Source organism: Streptomyces sp. SGAir0957 (assembly GCF_043523415.1).
Map to the genome: position 1 here is coordinate 1,584,289 of NZ_CP027293.1, position 17,703 is coordinate 1,601,991.

A 17,703-nucleotide genomic window follows, 5' to 3' on the forward strand; every position below is an offset into this window, starting at 1 on the left:
CCGCGATCAGATCGCGAGTGTGGTCAGCTCTGCGGTGCGGGCGCGCAGTCGCTCCAGTTCGCCGTCCGGTGGCACGGCGTCCGGTGGCACGGCGTCCGGTGGCACGGCGTCCGGTGGCACGGTCGTGGGGAGGGTGACTTCGTCGTCGCCCAGAACGATGCCCCGGTTGTTGAGCGCGGGGCTGAACTTCATCACCGTCAGCCTGCCGACCGGCGCTGCGCAGAGCCGTTCGATCGCCGCCGTCAGCTCGTCCGCCTGGATGAGCGGCGCCTGCGCTCCGACCACCGCGTCCCGCTCGCCCTCGGCGGGTGCGTTGTTGAAGCAGTAGCCCAGGTTCAGCACCTTGCCGACAGCGCCGTAGCGGCGTCGCACCGTCAGCGCGAAGGAATCGAGGAACGTGCAGGCGGCCGCGTAATTCGCCTGCTTGATGGCCTTGAGATAGGAGTTGATCGACGACAGGAACAAGGCGAAGTCGAGCGAGTCACCGCCGAACACCTGCATGCACCGGACGCTCGCGTCGACCTTGCCGCGCAGCACGTCCTCGAACTGCGCCTCGCTCATCCGGGCCAGGCTCGCCCCCGAGAACACGAGACCCGAGTGGATGACGCCGTGCACCGCGCCGAACCGCCGTACGATCTCGTCCTTCGCCGCGCGCAGGGACGCGAGGTCGGTGGCGTCGCACCGCAGGTACAGCGGCGCGGGCCCGTCCGCGCCGGCCGCCTGCGCGCGAGCGGCCTCGATGCGCGCGTCCTGCGGCCTGCGCCCGAGCCACACCACCTGAGCGCGGTACCGGCGGATCAAGTAAGCGCTGATGGCCGTGCCGAGGGCGCCCGCCCCGCCGATGACGACGTAGGTGCCGCCCTGCCGCAACCGGGACGACGTCGGCGCGGCCGGCTGGACAGGCAGCAACCGCTGCTCGTGCCATCGGCCGTCGCGGCGGATGCGCAGGTTGCCGTCCGGGTCCGCGGGCAGGTCGAGCACCGCGGCGAGGGAGGGCGCGTCGTAGTCCTCGACGTCCGCCACCCGCACCCGCCAGTTCGGGTACTCCTTCGCGGTCGACCCCGCCAGGCCGGCGACACCGGCGTGCGCCGGGTCGACGGCCTCGGCCTCGGCCTCATGGACGGGGTGCGCCCGCTCGGTGATCAGGCTGAGGCCCAGCGGGCGATCGCCGTACCCCGCGGCCAGAAGTGCTTTCACCGTGCGGAAGGCATGCAGCGAGCCGCTGGACTGGCCCTCGACGACGCTGTCGGCGGACCGGTCGTCCACGGCGCTGGGCGCCACCCAGATCAGATGGTCCAGTTCCGGGACCGACCGGAGGGCCTCCTCCAGGTCGTCGTACGTATTCCGCGCCGGGTCCGCGAGGATGTGCGCGCCGGGGCAGCGTGCGAGGAGAACGTCCCGCGCCTGCCCTGGGGGCGCGATGATGCCCACTGATGCGGAACTCTGCGGCTGCGTAGCGGAATTCAGCGGCCATGTCGCGGAGTCCGTCTGCTGAAGGGGGTCCCACACCGGCAGCAGCGTGACGACACCTTCCACCGCCGGGGCCGGCGTCTGCTCGGCTCGGGCCCGACGGCCTGCGATGCCTCGCAGACGCAGGCACACCGTGCCGTCGTCGGTCGCGAGGTCGATGTCGATCCGGTCCGCGCCGCGCGCGTCCTCGGCGCGGTGGACCAGGGCCCACATCGTGGTCGCGCCGGGGGCGAGGACTTCGGCCGACTTGATGGTGAACACCAACCCGACCTGACCGTCGCCGTCGCCCTCGCCGTCGCCGTCGCCGTCGCCGTCGAGCAGTCGCATGCACTGCATCGCCGAGTCCACCAGCGCCGGGTGCGGGACGGGGTCGTCCATGGTTTCTGACGCTGCGTCGGGCAGCCGCAATTCGGCGAAGACCGCGTCGTCACGCCGATGCACCGCCACGACCCCCTGGAACGTAGGGCCGTAGGCGATACCGCGCTCACGCCACTCGGCGTAGAACCGCGAGGGGTCGAATGCGGTGGGTCGGTGGTCCCGAAGCAGCGCGGGCAGGTCGAGCGCCTGCGCGGCTGTCGGCTCGGTGGCGGACACCTCGCCCTGGCAGTGGAGAACGGGCTCGTCTCCGGCGGACTCCGTCGAGGACACCGTGAAGCGAGTGACGTCGCCCTCCGCGCGAAGAGCCACCCGCAGTGCGCGCGGCACGCCCGAAACCGCGAGGGGGCGCAGGAAGACGACGTCGTCCAGGCGCACCGCGTCGCTCGCGATCCCCCTCGTGGTCCGCCTCGTGGTCCGCCTCGTGGTCCGCCTCGTGGTCCGCCTCGCCGCTGCGGCGGCCCACTGCAGATACATGGCCCCCGGGGCGATCCTGGTTCCCTGTACCTGGTGTTCTCGCAGGTAGAACTCGTCGCCGGTGAGGACTGCCCCGTCGTGTTGCGGTCCGTCGTTCTGTGGCCCGTCATGCTGCGGCCCGTTGTCCACCTCCGCGCGGACCGGCAGCGCATAGCGTTCCCGCTCGAAGGGGTAGCCCGGCAGCGGAACACGACGGTAGCGACGGTCGCGGAACAACTCGGCGAACTCCGGTGCCTCACCGTCGAGGAACTGTTGGGCCAGTCCCCGCAACCTGGAGTCCGCGCTCTGCGCCGGAATGTCCTGCCCGGCGAGCCAGGCAGCGCAGTGGTGCTCCAGTTCCGCGAGGTCCCGGACCACGCGCGCCCATCGGTGCCGCAGGTGCCTGCGGCCGAGCAGGAGTGTGTGGCTCACCTCGCCGACGTCGAGGTCCGGGTGCTCGTGGCAGTGGCGCGCGAGCCGGTCCACCTGTTCGCGCAAGGCGTGCTCCGTCGCCGCGGACAACGCGATCAACCGGGCCCCGCCTTGTCCGCTCCGCGGCGGCGCGGACGGCTGCGAGCCCTGCTCGATGACGGCGTGGGCGTTGGTTCCGCTCGCGCCGAGCGACGTGACCGCGGCGCGCCGCTTGCCGCCTTCCGGCGCGTCCCACCGCCTCGGCTCCGTGTGGACGAAGAACGGGCTGCCGGCCAACGTGACACTGGAGTTGGTCTCCGTGTGGTGCGGCAGACCGGGGATCACCCCATGCCTCATCGCAAGCAGTGCCTTGATGACGCCGATCACGCCGGCCGCGGCCTGCGCGTGGCCGATGGAGGCCTTCGTCGAACCGAGCGAGCAGAACCGCTCGGCGTCCGTGAAGCCGCGGAACGCGCGATCGAGCGCCCGGAACTCCACCGGGTCGCCGAGCTTGGTTCCGGTGCCGTGCGCCTCGACAAGACCGATCCCCGCGGGGTCGATGCCGAAATCCTGGTAGATCTGCCGGATCAGCCGTTCCTGCGAGGTCCCGTTCGGCGCGACGATCCCGTTCGTGGTGCCGTTGTGGTTGATCCCGATGCCACGGATCACGCCGTGGATGTGGTCGCCGTCCGCCTCGGCGTCCGAGAGCCGTTTGAGGATCAGGGCACCGACCCCTTCGGCGGGCACGAATCCGTCGGCCGCCTGGTCGAACGACCGGGACCGGCCCGTCGGGGAGAGCATCCCGGCCCGCGACGCCGCCAGATACAGCCGCGGCGAGTTCTGGACGTAGACCCCGCCCGCGATCGCCGTGGAGACCTCGCCCGCCCACAGCGCCTGGCACGCCAGGTAGAGGGAGACGAGTGAGCTGGAGCATGCGGTGTCGACCGCGATCGCCGGTCCGTGCAGGTCCAGGTAGTACGCGATGCGGGACGGCACGAGCGAGTTCATGTTGCCCCACAGCGCCTGGCCCGGGTAGTCGGCCGGCCCCGTCATGTCCAGGTAGTCGCCCGCGGCGCAGCCCACGTAGATGCCGCACCGGTCGCGGTCGAGCGACTCCCCCACGTGGCCCGCGTCCTCGAGCGCCCGCCACGCTTCTTGGAGGAACAGCCGCTGCTGCGGCTCCATGTAGACGGCCTCCGCGCCGGAGATCCCGAAGAAGAGCGGGTCGAACTCGTCGACGCCGTCCAGGAGACCGCCGTCCAGGCACACGCTGCCCAGCGACGCGAGGTCCCAGCGGGACACCTTCGAGACGGCGTCCCGGCCGGAGGACAACAGGTTCCAGAACGCGTCGACATCCCGGGCGCCCGGGAACCGGCCGCTCATCCCGACGATCGCGACGGGCTCCCGGCCATCGCCGCCCGAGGTCTCGGCCGGCGCGGTCGTCCCGGTCGTCACGGTCGTCCCCGTCGTCCCCGTCGTCTCGGTCGTCTCGGTCGTCTCGGTCGTCTCGGTCGTCTCGGTCGTCTCGGTCTGCGCCAGCGTCTCACTCGACGCGATCGGTACGGTCGATGCGATCGGCACGGCCGTCTCGATCGGCACGGCCGTCTCGATCGGCGCGGCCACGATGGCAGCGCCTTCCTCCTCGACGATGAAACGCGTCAGCCGCCTGATCGACGGGTTCTCGAACAGCACGCTCGGATCAAGGTCGGTGCCCAGCGACTCGTTGAGCCGGTGCACCAGGGAGACGCCGGTGAGCGAGTCAAGTCCGTAGTCGGCGAAAGGCTTGTCGGCAGCAAGCTCGTCCGCGGTCAGTTTCAGCGTCTCGGCGAGGATCCGCTCGACGGCCGCGCGGACGTGCTCCTCGGTCGAACCGGGCGCGGCAGGCCGCGGATCCCGGCGCGGAACGGGCGAACCGGCACGCGCAAGGAGCACCTGCTGCCCCAGGTCGCGGGCGGGCTCCGCCAGCAGTTCGACCGTGTCGAACCCGCACTCCCGCAGCACTTCGCGCCACGAGTCCGAGGACAGCGCCGGTCCGCCCTGGATGCGCCGTCCGTCCGTGGGCCGCCACCAGCCTTCGAGGAGCCCGAAGGTCAGGTGTGACCACCAGTCGTTCCGGGCGAGTTCGTTGAGTACGAGGGCTCCGCCGGGCCGCAGCAGCGCTCTGGCGTGACGCACCGCCTGCACGATGTCCTTGGTGGCGTGCAGGACATTGTTGGCGATGACGATGTCGTAGTGGCCCGCGGCAAGTCCCTGAGCGCCGGGTTCCCGCTCCACGTCGAAGGTCGTGAAGGACACGTACGGCACCTGCCCGGCGAACCGCCGCTCCGCGTCGATCAGGAACGCCTTCGAAACGTCCGTGTAGCGGTATTCAGCGAGGTACTCAGCGAGATCGCGGCCCGCCAGTCGGGCGAAGACGCGCTCACTGGTGCTGCCGGTGCCCGCTCCGATCTCCAGCAGCCGGACCCCGTCGCGGCGGCGGGCGGCCACCTCCGCGCGCACCGCGCCGGCCGTCACGTCGTTGAAGTAGTCGGCCGTCGCGTTCCCCCGGTACACCGGTTCGACCAGCTCGAACGAGCCGCCGGGGAACATGACCGCCGTGGCCTTCGTCCGCCCGGACAGGATCGCGGGCAGGGCGTCGATCATGCGCTCGGTCAGGCCGGTCTTGGCCGCCAGCTCCGGATCGTCGGCATGGGTGTCCTTCCACGCGCGCCAAGCGCGCCACGCTTGTTCGAGGTCCGGCGCAGCCTTCCTGGGCGCGACGAACTCGCCTTCGCGCACGAGTTCTCCGTGGCTCAGCAGCACGGTCACCGTCCGGTCGAGCCACTGCGCGAAGGAAGGCGTGACCCCTTGCCCGATCAAGTCGCGCCGAACGGGCACGTCGAACAGGCCCGCCGCCACGAGCTGTGCGAGCACCAGCGGGCGCGAGAGGCCGTCCATCTCGTCCGTAGCGGTCATGCGACCGGACAGAAACGCTTCGACGCCCGCGGGCCCGGCCGCGGCCACGAGCAACGATGCCGCGTCGAGCGCGTCGAGCGGGTCGGCGGCCCGGGAACCCGACACCGGTACGGACACCGGTACGGACACGGGCACGGACACCGGTACGGGCACCGGCACCCGTACCGAGCCCGACCCCGACACCGACACAGACCCCGCCTCGGCAGTCGGCCAGAACCGTTTCCCAGCAAACGGATACGTCGGCAGGCTCACCCGCACCGGCGGGTTCGCCCCGTGGCAGGCGTGCCAATCGACGTCGACGCCGTTGACCCACAGGGGCGCGACCTTCTCCCACTCCCCGCGTTCGAGCCACCCCGCGACCAGATCTCGCAGCTCCCCGGGGCGATCGAAGAGGCCGAGCAACTCGTCCTCGGGCCGTCGGGCCGTACCTTCGAACACCGCTCCGCGCGCCCCGCGCTCGACGTACTCCTGAAGGGTTGCGATCAGCCCGCCGACGTCGCTCGCGACGAAGACGACTCGCTCGGCCATCGCCCGCCGCCCGACCTGCAGCGTGTACGCGAGCGGCGCGAGCGACGCCAGATCGCCGTGTGCGTCCCGGTATCCCGGCAGGAACTCCAGAAGCTGCCGCGCGAGGACGCCGAGCCGCTCCTTGTCGCGGGCCGAGAGGACCACCGCCTGGGGCCCGGGGCGTCCGGTGGCCCGCGCACCGGTCGGCGCCTGTTCCAGTACCGCGTGCGCGTTGGTGCCGCCGATCCCGAAGGAGCTCAGTCCCGCCCGTGCGGGCTCGTCGCCGTTCAGCGGCAGGTTCCTGTCGGCCACGAAGAACGGCGACTCGTCCCAGTCGATCTCCGAGCTGGACACGTCGCAGTGCAGGGTCCGCGGAACCTCGCCGTGCTGCAGGGCCAAGGCCACCTTGATGAGGCCGGCCATGCCCGCGGCCGCGTCCAGGTGGCCGATGTTGCTCTTGACCGAGCCGATGCCGCAGTACTGGCTGCGTGCCGTGTAGTGCCGGTACGCCTCGGTCAGAGCGGCGACCTCGATGGGATCGCCGAGTCGCGTGCCCGTGCCGTGCGCTTCGACGTAGCTGATCGTCGACGGGTCCGTGCCCGCCTTGTCCAGCGCCTTGCGGATCACCTCGGTCTGGCCGCGCACACCGGGCGCGTAGAACCCTGCTTTGTCGCCGCCGTCATTGTTCACCGCGACGCCGCGGATCAGGCAGTAGATGTGGTCGCCGGCGGCGATCGCCTCGTCGGCGCGTTTGAGGACGACCACGCCGACACCTTCACCGCCGGACATGCCGTCGGCGCCGTCGGCGAAGGCGCGGCTGCGCCCGTCGCTGGAGAAGTTCAGGCCCGGCTGGTGCACGTAGCCCAGTTCCCCCGCGGAGAACAGGCTGGCCGCGCCGACGATCGCCTGGTCGGCATCGCCGGCCAGGAGCCCCTGACAAGCGACGTGCACCGCGCTCAGCGCCGAGGAGCAGTTGGTGCTCACCGCCATGCTGGGGCCATGCAGGCCAAGCTTCGTGGAGATCATCGTGGGCACCGTGCCGCCTTGCGCGAACAGCCACGCGGCGTAGGTCTCGGAGCTGGCCAGGACCCGCGGGCCCGACGCGTTCGCCATCAGAGCCGGGAGCAGGGCCTGGTAGAAGTTCGTGCTCGTGGACGTGGTGACGCTGGTCCCGGGAACGTCCTCCGGGCGGTACCCGGCGTCCTCAAGCGCCTGCCACGCGTGCTGCAACAGCAAGCGCGCCTGTGGGTCCATGAACTCGGCGTCGCGCGGGGAGATGTCGAAGAACGCCGCGTCGAACTCCGCCCTGCCGTCCACGACCGACCGCTGCGGCACGTATCCGGGCCGGGTGATCAGCTCCTCCGGCACGCCGAGCGCGCGCAGTTCCTCGGCCGACCATGACGTGCCGCCGCTGCGTCCTTCCACGAGCGCGGACCAGAACGCGCGGTGGTCCATGGCGCCCGGGAACCGGCAGGACATGCCGATCACCGCGATCGAGTCGGCGAGCGAGGCGTCGTCGGCTGCCGGAGTGGTACGGCGCGGAGCAGGGTGACGCAGGGGCTCGGCCGACTGCTGCAAGGGCTCGACCGGCTGCGCCGCGGGTGCCTGCGCCGCGGGTGCCTGCGCCGCGGGTGGTTGCTCAGCGGGCAGCAGCCCCGTCAGGTGCCGGGCCATCGCCGCGACGGACGGGTGCGCGAAAAGGCTGGTGGGGCGCAGCGAGCAGCCGAACTCGCGGTTGATCCGCGCCATCGCTTCGATGGCCGCGAACGAGTCCCCGCCGATGTCGAAGAAGCCCGCGGCACGATCGATGTCGCGCGAGCCGAGCACCTCTTCGAAGATCCCGCGCACGGTGCGCTCGATGTCCAGCGCGGCCACCGGGCTGTCCTCGACGGGGCTCTCGGCGGCCGGGCTGTCGGCAGCCCGGCTCTCACCGGCCCGGCTCTCGGCGGCCGGGGTCGGCACCGTCCGGGCGGCCTCGGCCAGCCTCGCCCGGTCGACCTTGCCGTGCGGCGTGAGCGGAAAGGCGTCCAGGGCCACGAACGCGGCGGGCACCATGTAGGCGGGGAGGGTCTTGGCGAGTTCCGCGCGCAGCAGGGCAGCGTCGACAGGCGCGTCCCCGCCCCCGTTCCTGCCGCCATCCCCGTCCCCGTGTCCGTCCCCATTCCCGGTGTAATAGGCCGTGAGCCTGTCCGACAGGCCGACACGCTCCAGCAGGACGACGCTTCGGCCGATCTCCGGACGGGCGTCGAGCACCGCCTCGATCTCGCCGAGTTCGATGCGATGGCCGCGCAGTTTGACCTGGTTGTCCATCCGGCCCAGGACGACGATCTCGCCGTTCGGCAGTCGGCGCGCGAGGTCGCCGGTCCGGTACAGCCGTCCGGGCGCGAACGGGTTGTCGAGGAAGCGCTCGGCCGTCAGCTCCGGCTTGCGGTGGTAACCCAGGGCGACCCCGTCGCCCGCGATGTGCAGCTCGCCGGTCACGCCGACAGGCAGGGGACTCAGGTTCTGGTCGAGGATGTACAGCTGGGTGTTGGCGATGGGGCTGCCGATGGACACCGGCTCCTCACGGCGCAGCCGCTTGGCCGCGGACCAGATGGTCGTCTCCGTGGGCCCGTACAGGTTCCAGGCCTCGCCGCGCGCCACAAGGTGGTTCTTCAGGCCGTCGGACAACGCCTCGCCGCCACACAGCACCTTGACGCCTTCGGTGTTCCGCCACCCGACGCGCACCAGCATGGCCCAGGTCGCCGGAGTGGCCTGCATGATGGTGGGTCGCCAGTCGGCGACCTTGTCGGCCAGCAAGGTGGCATCGGCGGCCGTGGCCGCGTCACAGACGCAGACCTGCCCGCCGGTGATCAGCGGGAGGTACAGCTCCAAGGCTGCGATGTCGAAGCTGTGCGTGGTGAGGGCCAACAGCCGGTCGTGGGACGTCACGCCCAGCGTGTGCGCCATGGCGAGCAGGAAGTTGGTCAGCGCCGCGTGCGGAACCACGACGCCCTTGGGCTTCCCCGTGCTGCCCGAGGTGTAGATGACGTAGGCGGCCCGAGGTGTCGAGACTCGCGAATCCGGCGCACCGGCGACCGACTGCGAGTCCGGCGCATCGCCGACCGACTGCGAGTCCGGCGCACCAGCGTCCGACTGCGAGTCCAGCGCACCGCCGACCGTCCCCCCACCCCCTGCCCATGTCCGGGCACCCTCCTCGTCCTGGCGGTCTGTCGGATACAGCCTCGCCTTCCCCTCCCCCATGGCGGCGAGCCTGTCCGCCACCACCCCCGCATGGCAGAGGACGAGTCGTGCCCCGCTGTCCTCGACCATGTAGGCGAGGCGTTCGGTCGGCAGCCGGCTGTCCAGGGGCAGGTAGACCGCGCCGAGCTTCATGACGGCGAGGAGGGCCACGACAAGGTCGGGCGACCGTTCGTAGCAGACCCCGACGACGTCCCCGGGCCCGACGCCTTGCCGCGGCAGCGCCTGCGCCAGCGCCGTGCTGCGGTCAGCGAGTTGGCGATAGGTGAGAGTCCGCTCCCCGCAGGTGACCGCCGGGGCATCCGGGTTCGCCTCCGCCTGCTCCGCGAAGAGGTCCCAGCACGTCCGATGCGCGGGAAAGTCGACCTGGGTGCGGTTCCATGCCTCGACGACGAAGCGCCGTTCCTCGTCACCGAGCAGATTCAGTTCACCTATCGGCGACTGCCCGTCCGAGGCGAGGATGCCGTCCACCAGGGTGGCGAAGTGTTCCGCCATGCGCGCGACGGCGTCGGCCGAGAAGGCGTCGGGGTGGTATTTCCAGTTCACCAGGAACCCGTCACCGGGAGCCACGTCCACCGTGAGGTCGTACTCCCCCAGCTGGTACAGCCCGTCGACGAGCTCGAACTCCGTCTCGCCGGTGGCGCGGGCCCGCTCGCCCAGATATCCGGAAAGAGCAGAATCCTGATAGTTGTACACGACCTGATAAAGAGGCGACCGCGGATTCTCGCCCCGGGCACCGAGATCGTCCACGATCCGGTGGAACGGGTAGGCCCCGTGCTCAAGCACGTCGAGCACCGTGGACCGCACGCGCCGGGCGAACGAAAGGAATTCCTCGGAGGCGTTCGGCCTGCTCCGGACGGGCAGCGTGTTCACGAAGCAGCCGACAATGGAATCGAATTGCTCCGTCGGGCGCCCGGCCACCGGCATCCCGATGACGAGGTCCTCGTTTCCGGTGTACCGGTGCAGCAAGGTCAGGAAGGCCGTCAGGAAGAAGATCCCCGGGCTGATGGCGTGCGAAGCGGTGAAGGCCGCGATGGCGGCGGCCTGCTCGTTCGACAGCCGACTGGTGTGCACCTCGCCCACGTGGGGCGCGTCCGGCTCCAGGGCCACCTGCGAGGGTAACCCCGTGAGGACGCCCGCGCCGGCCAGCTCCCGCGCCCAGAACGCGCGGTCCTCCTCGGCGCGCTCACCGGCGCGTTCACCGGCGAGCAAGTCCCGTTCCCACGCGACGAACTCCCCGAACGAGGCGGAGCCCACCTCCAACGGCACATCCTGCCCCTCGGCCCGCGCCCGGTACGAACTGAGCAGCGTGTCGACGACGAGACGCCCCGACACTCCATCGATCACGAGGTGATGGACGACCAGCAGAACGTACGCCTCGGACGCGGAGCGACGCAGGACAGTCAGCCTGGTCAAGGGAGCCCCGGCCACGTCGAACGGCCGCCGAGCCCTCTCCCTCAAAAAGTCCAGCACTCGATCGGACGGGATATCGGAAATATCCACGTCCTCGACGAAGAAACCGTCCGCATCTCCGTGGGACAGACGCGGCCCGTCCTTCGTGTCGCGCACCGTGGCCGAGAGAAGCGGATGCCGGGAAAGCGTGTCGCGGAACGCGGTCTGAAGCGCCTCGGTATCCACGTCCGAAAACGCAAAGCCCACCGGAACGTTGTACGCGTACGTATCCGGTTCCAATTGGGCGAGCGCCCACAATCCGCGCTGCCCTTCGGACAATGGGATGTCCAGGCGCCTGCCGAGTTCACCCAGGGCCTGCGTCGTCGATATCTCACCGTCGGCATACATGCGAGCGAGCGCGCGAAGGCTCATGCCGGACTCCTTCCTGCCACACCGCTTTGACATGGCGCCACGTCAGAAGAGCGCGGAAGAACGGAAGGAGCCTGCTCAGGCGCACACGAAGCGGGCTTCGCATGGCCGACCAAACCCACTCGTGCCCCCCGACCACGACAGTTCCTTGAGCATCATGGTCGAACACCGCACCCCTGTACAGGCCGCGTCCCAGGGGGCTGGCACGCGGAACCACGACGCGGGCCACGCCCCCAAATACCCTTCGCGGCGCAGCATTTGAGGCAGACCCCAGCCACCCTCCGCCGAGGATCAACAGTCACTCGGCGCACGCCCCGACACCAAGGGAGTCAGCGCCGCCCTCCATCGACACCCCGGCCTTACCCACCCCCTACGCAGGCGTTCTACCCTGATCACATGCCAGAGCCCGAAGGCGTGATACGAGCAGTCAGCGACCTCCACATCTCCTACGCCGAGAACCGGTCGGTGGTGTCCGAGCTGAAGCCGACGTCGCCCGACGACTGGCTGATCGTCGCGGGCGACGTGGGTGAACTGATGGCGGACATCGAGTGGGCCCTGACTCTGCTGCGAGAGCGCTTCGCACGGGTGATCTGGGTTCCCGGCAACCACGAACTGTGGACCGTCAAGCAGGAGACCAGCCCGCTGCGCGGAGTGCGCCGCTACGAAGCGCTGGTGGAGCTCTGCCGCCGCCTCGACGTGCTCACCCCCGAGGACCCCTACCCGGTGTGGCACGGCGCGGGCGGCCCGGTACGCATCGCGCCCCTCTTCCTGCTCTACGACTACACATTCCTGGCCCCGGGCACCACGACGCGCGAGGAATCCCTGGAGAAGGCCTACGAGGCCGGGATCGTGTGCACCGACGAGTTCTTCCTCCACCCGGACCCCTACCCGAGCCGCCAGGACTGGTGCGCGGCGCGCATTGAGGAGAGCGAGCGGCGACTGACGGAGGTCAGCGGCCCCGGCCAGCCACCACTGCTCCTGGTCAACCACTGGCCCCTGGTGCGCCGGCCCACCGAGGTGATGACCTACCAGGAGTTCGCGCAGTGGTGCGGAACCGTGCGCACGGCCGACTGGCACACCCGCTTCGACGTACGGTCCGTCGTGTACGGGCATCTGCACATCCCCCGCAGCACCGTCTACGACGGCGTGCCCTTCGATGAAGTGTCCCTCGGATACCCCCGGGAATGGCGCCGCTTCGGACTCCGCTCCGACCTGGCCCGGCAGATCCTGCCCCGGAGAACGGCCACGTCCGCCACCGCGTGACCGAGAGCGCCGGCACCACACCGGGCCTCGTCCTCGCGGGGCTCGGGCGGCCGTCGAATCGCCCGCGCGGGACCGCGCTCTTGGCTACGCTGGCCGACGGCCGTGATCGATCGAGAGCTGGGGGGGGCTGGATCGTGTACGCATCGGTGACCGCGCAGGGCCCGCAGACCGCGGACGAACTCCGTTCGCTGCACGAGTGGTTGAGACAGGTACAGGAACTGCGAGGCACGGTCGGCCGCCGTGAGAGCCCGCCACCCCCGGGGGCGCTCGGGCCGGTGCTCGAAGCCCTCACCGTGGCTCTCGGACCGGCCGGTGCGGTGACCGCGTTCGGCACCACCGTGGTGGCCTGGCTGCGGCTGCGGCGATCCGGGGTGCGCATCAAGGTGACGCGTGCCGACGGCGCGTCGGTGGAGCTCGCCGCAGAGAACCTGGCCAAGCTCGACGCCGTCGCGCTCGCGCAACAGGTGGCCCACGTGGTCACCTTGCTCAACGAGACACAGAACAATACGGAGCTTCCGCCGGCCGATGACTGATCTGTCCGGTTCCGGTGTACGGGTCCTGCTGCTGGCCACCGCCGCACACGACGGCCCCGACCTACCGGCCGTGCCCGCGGTGGAGAGCAGTTTCGAAGCGTTGCGAAACGCCCTGCGCGAGCGGTGCGGTGTGCGGGACGGTGCGCTGCACGCGGTGCTGAATCCGCCGGACGCCCAGACCATGGCGATCGCCGTCACCGAGGCGGCCCAGCAGGCGGGCACCGTGCTGCTGGTCTACTTCATCGGCCACGGCCTGCTCGGGCCCGACGACGAACTGTATCTGGCCGCCAGCGGCACCGGCCGGCTCGTCCCGGGCATGGCCGACCATCAGGCACTGTCGTTCTCCTCGCTCCGGCAGGCGCTCGCGGTCAGCCCCGCCTCGTCCGTGGTCGTGGTGCTCGACTGCTGCTTCTCCGGATGGGCGTCCCTGAGCGGCGGCGGGCCGGTTGCGCCGGCGTTCGCCCTCGCCCCCGCGCACGGCCTGTATCTCATCGGCTCCGCGGAACAGTTGGCGCTGGCCCCACCGGGCGCCGACCGCACCGCCTTCACCGGAGCGTTCTTGGAACTCCTGGAGGACGGCGATCCGCGCGGTCCGCACCAGCTGACCCTGGACTCGGTCTACGACACGGTCTTCCAGAAGCTGCGCGACCAGAACCGGCCCTGGCCCCGGCGGCAGGCGGGTGACCGCTCAGGGAACCTCGTGATCGCGCCCAACCCGGCGGCGCCGGCCGCGCCCCGGCCGCAGGGACCGCGGGACCCCGCGCCCGGCCGGTGCCCCTACCCGGGCCTCGACGCGTTCGGGACCGACGACGCCGATGTGTTCTTCGGGCGCGAGCAGATGACCGGCCGGCTGCTCCCGACGGTCGCGGAGGCGTGTGCCGCCGACGCGGCCGCGCCCGGTCTGCTGGCCCTGGTCGGAGCGTCGGGTTCGGGTAAGACCTCCCTGCTCAACGCCGGTCTGCTGGCCGCTGTCCGGGCCCGGGGCCTGCCCGGTCTGCCCGGCTCCGAGGGCTGGCCGTGCGTACGCCTGACGCCCGGCAGCAACCCGCTCCGCCGCCTGGCCGGGCAGCTCGACGCCGCACCCCAGGACGGCGCCGACCGGCTGCGGGCCGATCCCGGTCACGCACGTGCGCTGATCGCCCGGATGCTGGCCGACCGGCCCGGCGCGCGCCTGATCATCCTCGTCGACCAACTGGAGGAACTGTTCACTCTCTGCCCGGACGCGGCGGAACGCACCGCGTTCCTGCGGGCCGTGACCGCCGCCGCGGGCGGGGACGGAGAAGCCCCGCCGCGGACACTGGCGGTCCTCGCGCTGCGGGCGGACTTCTACGGCCGGGCCGCCGAACACCCGGAGTTGCTGACCGTGTTGCGCGAACGCCAGGTGCTGGTCGAGCCCATGACCCCCAAGGAACTGCTGGCCTGCATCGAACGGCCCGCGGGAGCCGTCGGCCTTGTCCTCGACGACGGGCTGGCGGATGTCATGCTGCACGAGCTCGGCGCCTCCAGCGACGGCCGGCCGGCCGCCGGGGCGCTGCCGCTGCTCTCCCACGCCCTGTGGGCGACGTGGTGGGAGTGCGCCGGAGCACGGCTCACTGTCGCCGGGTACCGCGCCACCGGCGGGATCGCACGGGCGATCGCGACCACCGCCGAACAGGTCTACGGCTCGCTGGACGAAGCGGGCCGCAAAGCCGTCCGCCGTATGCTGCCCCGGCTCGTGCGGGTCGGCGAGGACGCGAGCGACACCGCCCGGCCGGTGGAACGCGCCGAGCTGCTGCACGGCCTCGCGAATCCCGGCGCCGCGCAGCAGGCGATCGACCGGTTCGCCGAGGCCCGTTTGCTCACGCTGGATCGCGACACCGTCCGCATCAGCCATGAGGCACTGCTCCGCGAATGGCCTGACCTGCGTAAATGGCTCAATGCCGACCGCGACTCGCTGCACGCCGTCCAGCAGCTCACCGACGACGCGCTGGCCTGGGAGCGCTCGGGGCGTGACGCGTCCCTGCTGTACCGGGGCACGCGGCTGGCCGCCATGCGGGCCCGCGCGGAGCAGGCCCCGTCGGGCACCGCGGGGCTGCCGCCGTCCGCGCGGGCCTTTCTTGCCACCGCCGACCGTACGGTCCGGCGACAGCTTTGGCAGCGCAGGGCGGTGAGCATCGTGCTCGTGCTGCTGACCGTGGCCGCGGGGATCGCCGCGAGGACGGCGATGAGCAACGCGGACGCCGCCGCCGCGCAGGAGAGGCATGTCCGCGCGCAGCACGCCCTCGCACTGTCGCGGCAACTCGCCTCCCAGAGCCTGGTCGTCGAACGGTCGGACCCGCTGCGGGCGAGGCGGCTGGCCGTCGCCGCCTGGCATGTGTCACGGACCGACCAGGCCGGTACGGCGATGAGCACACTGCTGACCGGGCAACAGCAGGACGGCATGCTCATCGGGCACGACACAGAGGTCGAAGCGCTGGCGTTCAACCCGGCGGGCACCCTGCTGGCCAGCGTCGACGGGCTCCAGTTGCGCCTGTGGAACCCGGCGACGGGACAGCAGGTCGGCGCCCCCGTCACACAGGGCTTCGACGGCCTGACGAACGCCGTCGCCTTCAGCCCGGACGGCAGGTCGCTGGCCACTGCCAGCAACGACGGAACGGTGCAGTTGTTCGACACCGCGACGCACCACCGGGTTCGACGGGCCGTGCGGGAGCGCGGCGCAGATTCCGCCGGAGGCAGGGCGGCGGTGGCGTTCAGCCCGGACGGGTCCCTCCTGGCCAGCACCCATGGCGCCACGGTGCTGCTGTGGGACACCCACGACCTGCGGCAGGTCGGGGCCCCGATCAAAGCCGCCGCCAAGGACGGCATGGCCACCTCCGTCGTCTTCGCCCCCCGCGGCCGGACGCTGGTCACGGCCGCCAAGGACGGCACCGTCCGCTTCTGGGACCCCGCGACCCACCGCGAGACAGGCACCGCGATCACCGCCACCAAGGACCGGCTGTTCGGGGTGGTCGGGCTGGCGTTCAACCCCAAGGGCACCCTGCTGGCCACGGCGTGCGGCGACGGCACGGCGCGGCTGTGGGACCCGGTCACGCAGCGCGCCGTCGGCCGCCCCTTCGTCGCACAACCCGACGGCAGCAAAGTGAGCGCGGCCGTCTTCAGCGCGAGCGGAAAATCGCTGATCACCCTCAGCAACGGCGTCGTGCGGCTGTGGTCCGTCGCCACCGGGCACGATCTGGGCCGCGCCATCCCGCTGCCGGATGCGGGCTCGGCCACCGGTCTCGCGCTCGACCCGGCGGGCACGGTACTGGCCGTCGCGGGGGGAGACAACACGGTCCGGCTCTTCAACCCCGCCACTCGCAAGCCGCTCGGCGCGCCCGTCACCGCGGCCTCCTTCGGTTACCAGGGGACCGCGGTGGCCTTCGACCCGGCCGGCACGGTCCTGGCCACCGGCGACAGCAAGGGCACCGTGCGGCTGTGGGACCCGAGGACGCAACAGCCCCGCGGCGACCCTTTCGAGGCGACCACCGAGTACGCGGTGAACGCGCTGACGTTCAGCCCGGACGGCCGGCTTCTGGTCACCGCGGGCCAGGACGGCACCGTGGGATTCTGGGACCCGGTCACCCGGCGCAAGTCCGGGCGTTTCCTCAGGATCCCCGCCACGTACGGCACGCAGGGGGTCTACAACGCCGTCGAGGTCGCGTTCAACCCCAAGGGCACCGTCCTGGCCACCGGGAACGGGGACGGCACGGTCCGCCTCTGGGACTCCAGGACCCGCGAACAGATCGGCCGCCCGATCGTCGCGAACCCGTTCTCCGCCGAGACGCCGAGGTACAGCGCGGTGCACGACCTGGCGTTCAGCCCGGACGGCACGGTCCTCGCCACCGCGGGCGCGGACGGCGTGGTGCGGCTGTGGAACACGGCCACGCGGCGACAGGTCGGCGCGGACATCCGGCACGGCAGCGGGGCCTCCGCGCACGACGCACATGATCTCGCCTTCACGGCGGACGGACGCGCCCTGGCCACCGCGGGCGAGGACGGCACGGTGCGCCTGTGGAACCCGTCCACACAGCGGCAGACCGGCCGCCCTCTCACCATGCCCGTACCGAAGTCGGACCGCCAGGTCGACGCGGTGGCCTTCAGCCCGGACGGATCCCTCCTTGTCACTGTCTCGGGAGGCCAGACCGTCCGGTTCTGGAACCCGAGGACGCGCCACGAGGTCGGCCTCCCCATCCCCGTCACCACGTCCGGACAGGTGTGGGACATGGCGGTCAGCCCGGACGGCCACACACTTGCGACAGTGCAGAACTCCGGCACCGCGCAGCTGTGGCGCATTGATCAATGGACCGACCCCTACCGGACGCTGTGCGCGGAAGCCGGGCCGATCACGCAGGAGGACTGGACGAAGTACGCGCCGGGCGAGCCGCTGCCGTACGTCTGCACCTGACGCCTGGGGCCGCGCGGCGGCGCGGCGGCGCGGCGGCGCGGCGGCGCGGCGGCGCGGCGGCGCGGTGCGGCGGTGGGGCGGCGCGGCGGTGGGGCGGCGCGGTGCGGCGGTGGGGCGGCGCGGTGCGGCGGCTGCGGCACAATCAGGAGTTGTGGTGACGCACCCGGTACCGCCGCTCGTCCCCACCGTTCCCCGGCGACCGCGGCGGAAGCGGACGCCGGTGTGCACGGCCTCGATGTTCTCGGCCCG

4 protein-coding genes are annotated in these 17,703 nt (G+C 71.5%); 3 read left to right on the plus strand and 1 reads right to left on the minus strand.

The window, feature by feature from the left end:
* Positions 1-6: 6 nt before the first annotated feature.
* The gene (locus C1N81_RS12385; protein ID WP_394428843.1) at positions 7-11,238 is read right to left on the minus strand and encodes an amino acid adenylation domain-containing protein; all 11,232 of its coding nucleotides are present in this window, start codon (positions 11,236-11,238) and stop codon (positions 7-9) included.
* Positions 11,239-11,631: 393 nt separating this feature from the next.
* Here C1N81_RS12385 and C1N81_RS12390 point away from each other — a divergent pair, with 393 nt between their 5' ends.
* From C1N81_RS12390 to C1N81_RS12400, 3 genes are read left to right on the plus strand one after another with little or no spacing between them, the layout of a single operon-like run.
* Positions 11,632-12,498, plus strand: a complete 867-nt coding sequence (locus C1N81_RS12390; protein WP_394428844.1) for a metallophosphoesterase family protein — start codon at positions 11,632-11,634, stop codon at positions 12,496-12,498.
* The gene (locus C1N81_RS12395; protein ID WP_394428845.1) at positions 12,495-13,031 is read left to right on the plus strand and encodes an effector-associated constant component EACC1; all 537 of its coding nucleotides are present in this window, start codon (positions 12,495-12,497) and stop codon (positions 13,029-13,031) included. Before C1N81_RS12390 ends, C1N81_RS12395 begins: the two co-directional genes overlap by 4 nt.
* A complete protein-coding gene (locus C1N81_RS12400; protein WP_394428846.1) occupies positions 13,024-17,454 on the plus strand; it encodes a caspase, EACC1-associated type in 4,431 nt (1,476 codons plus the stop codon). Before C1N81_RS12395 ends, C1N81_RS12400 begins: the two co-directional genes overlap by 8 nt.
* Positions 17,455-17,703: the final 249 nt, after the last annotated feature.

Bases quoted from the DNA above. Each gene is read 5' to 3' on its own strand.
- C1N81_RS12385 (WP_394428843.1), bottom strand. From the start codon at position 11,238: ATGAGCCTTCGCGCGCTCGCTCGCATGTATGCCGACGGTGAGATATCG.
- C1N81_RS12390 (WP_394428844.1), top strand. From the start codon at position 11,632: ATGCCAGAGCCCGAAGGCGTGATACGAGCAGTCAGCGACCTCCACATC.
- C1N81_RS12400 (WP_394428846.1), top strand. From the start codon at position 13,024: ATGACTGATCTGTCCGGTTCCGGTGTACGGGTCCTGCTGCTGGCCACC.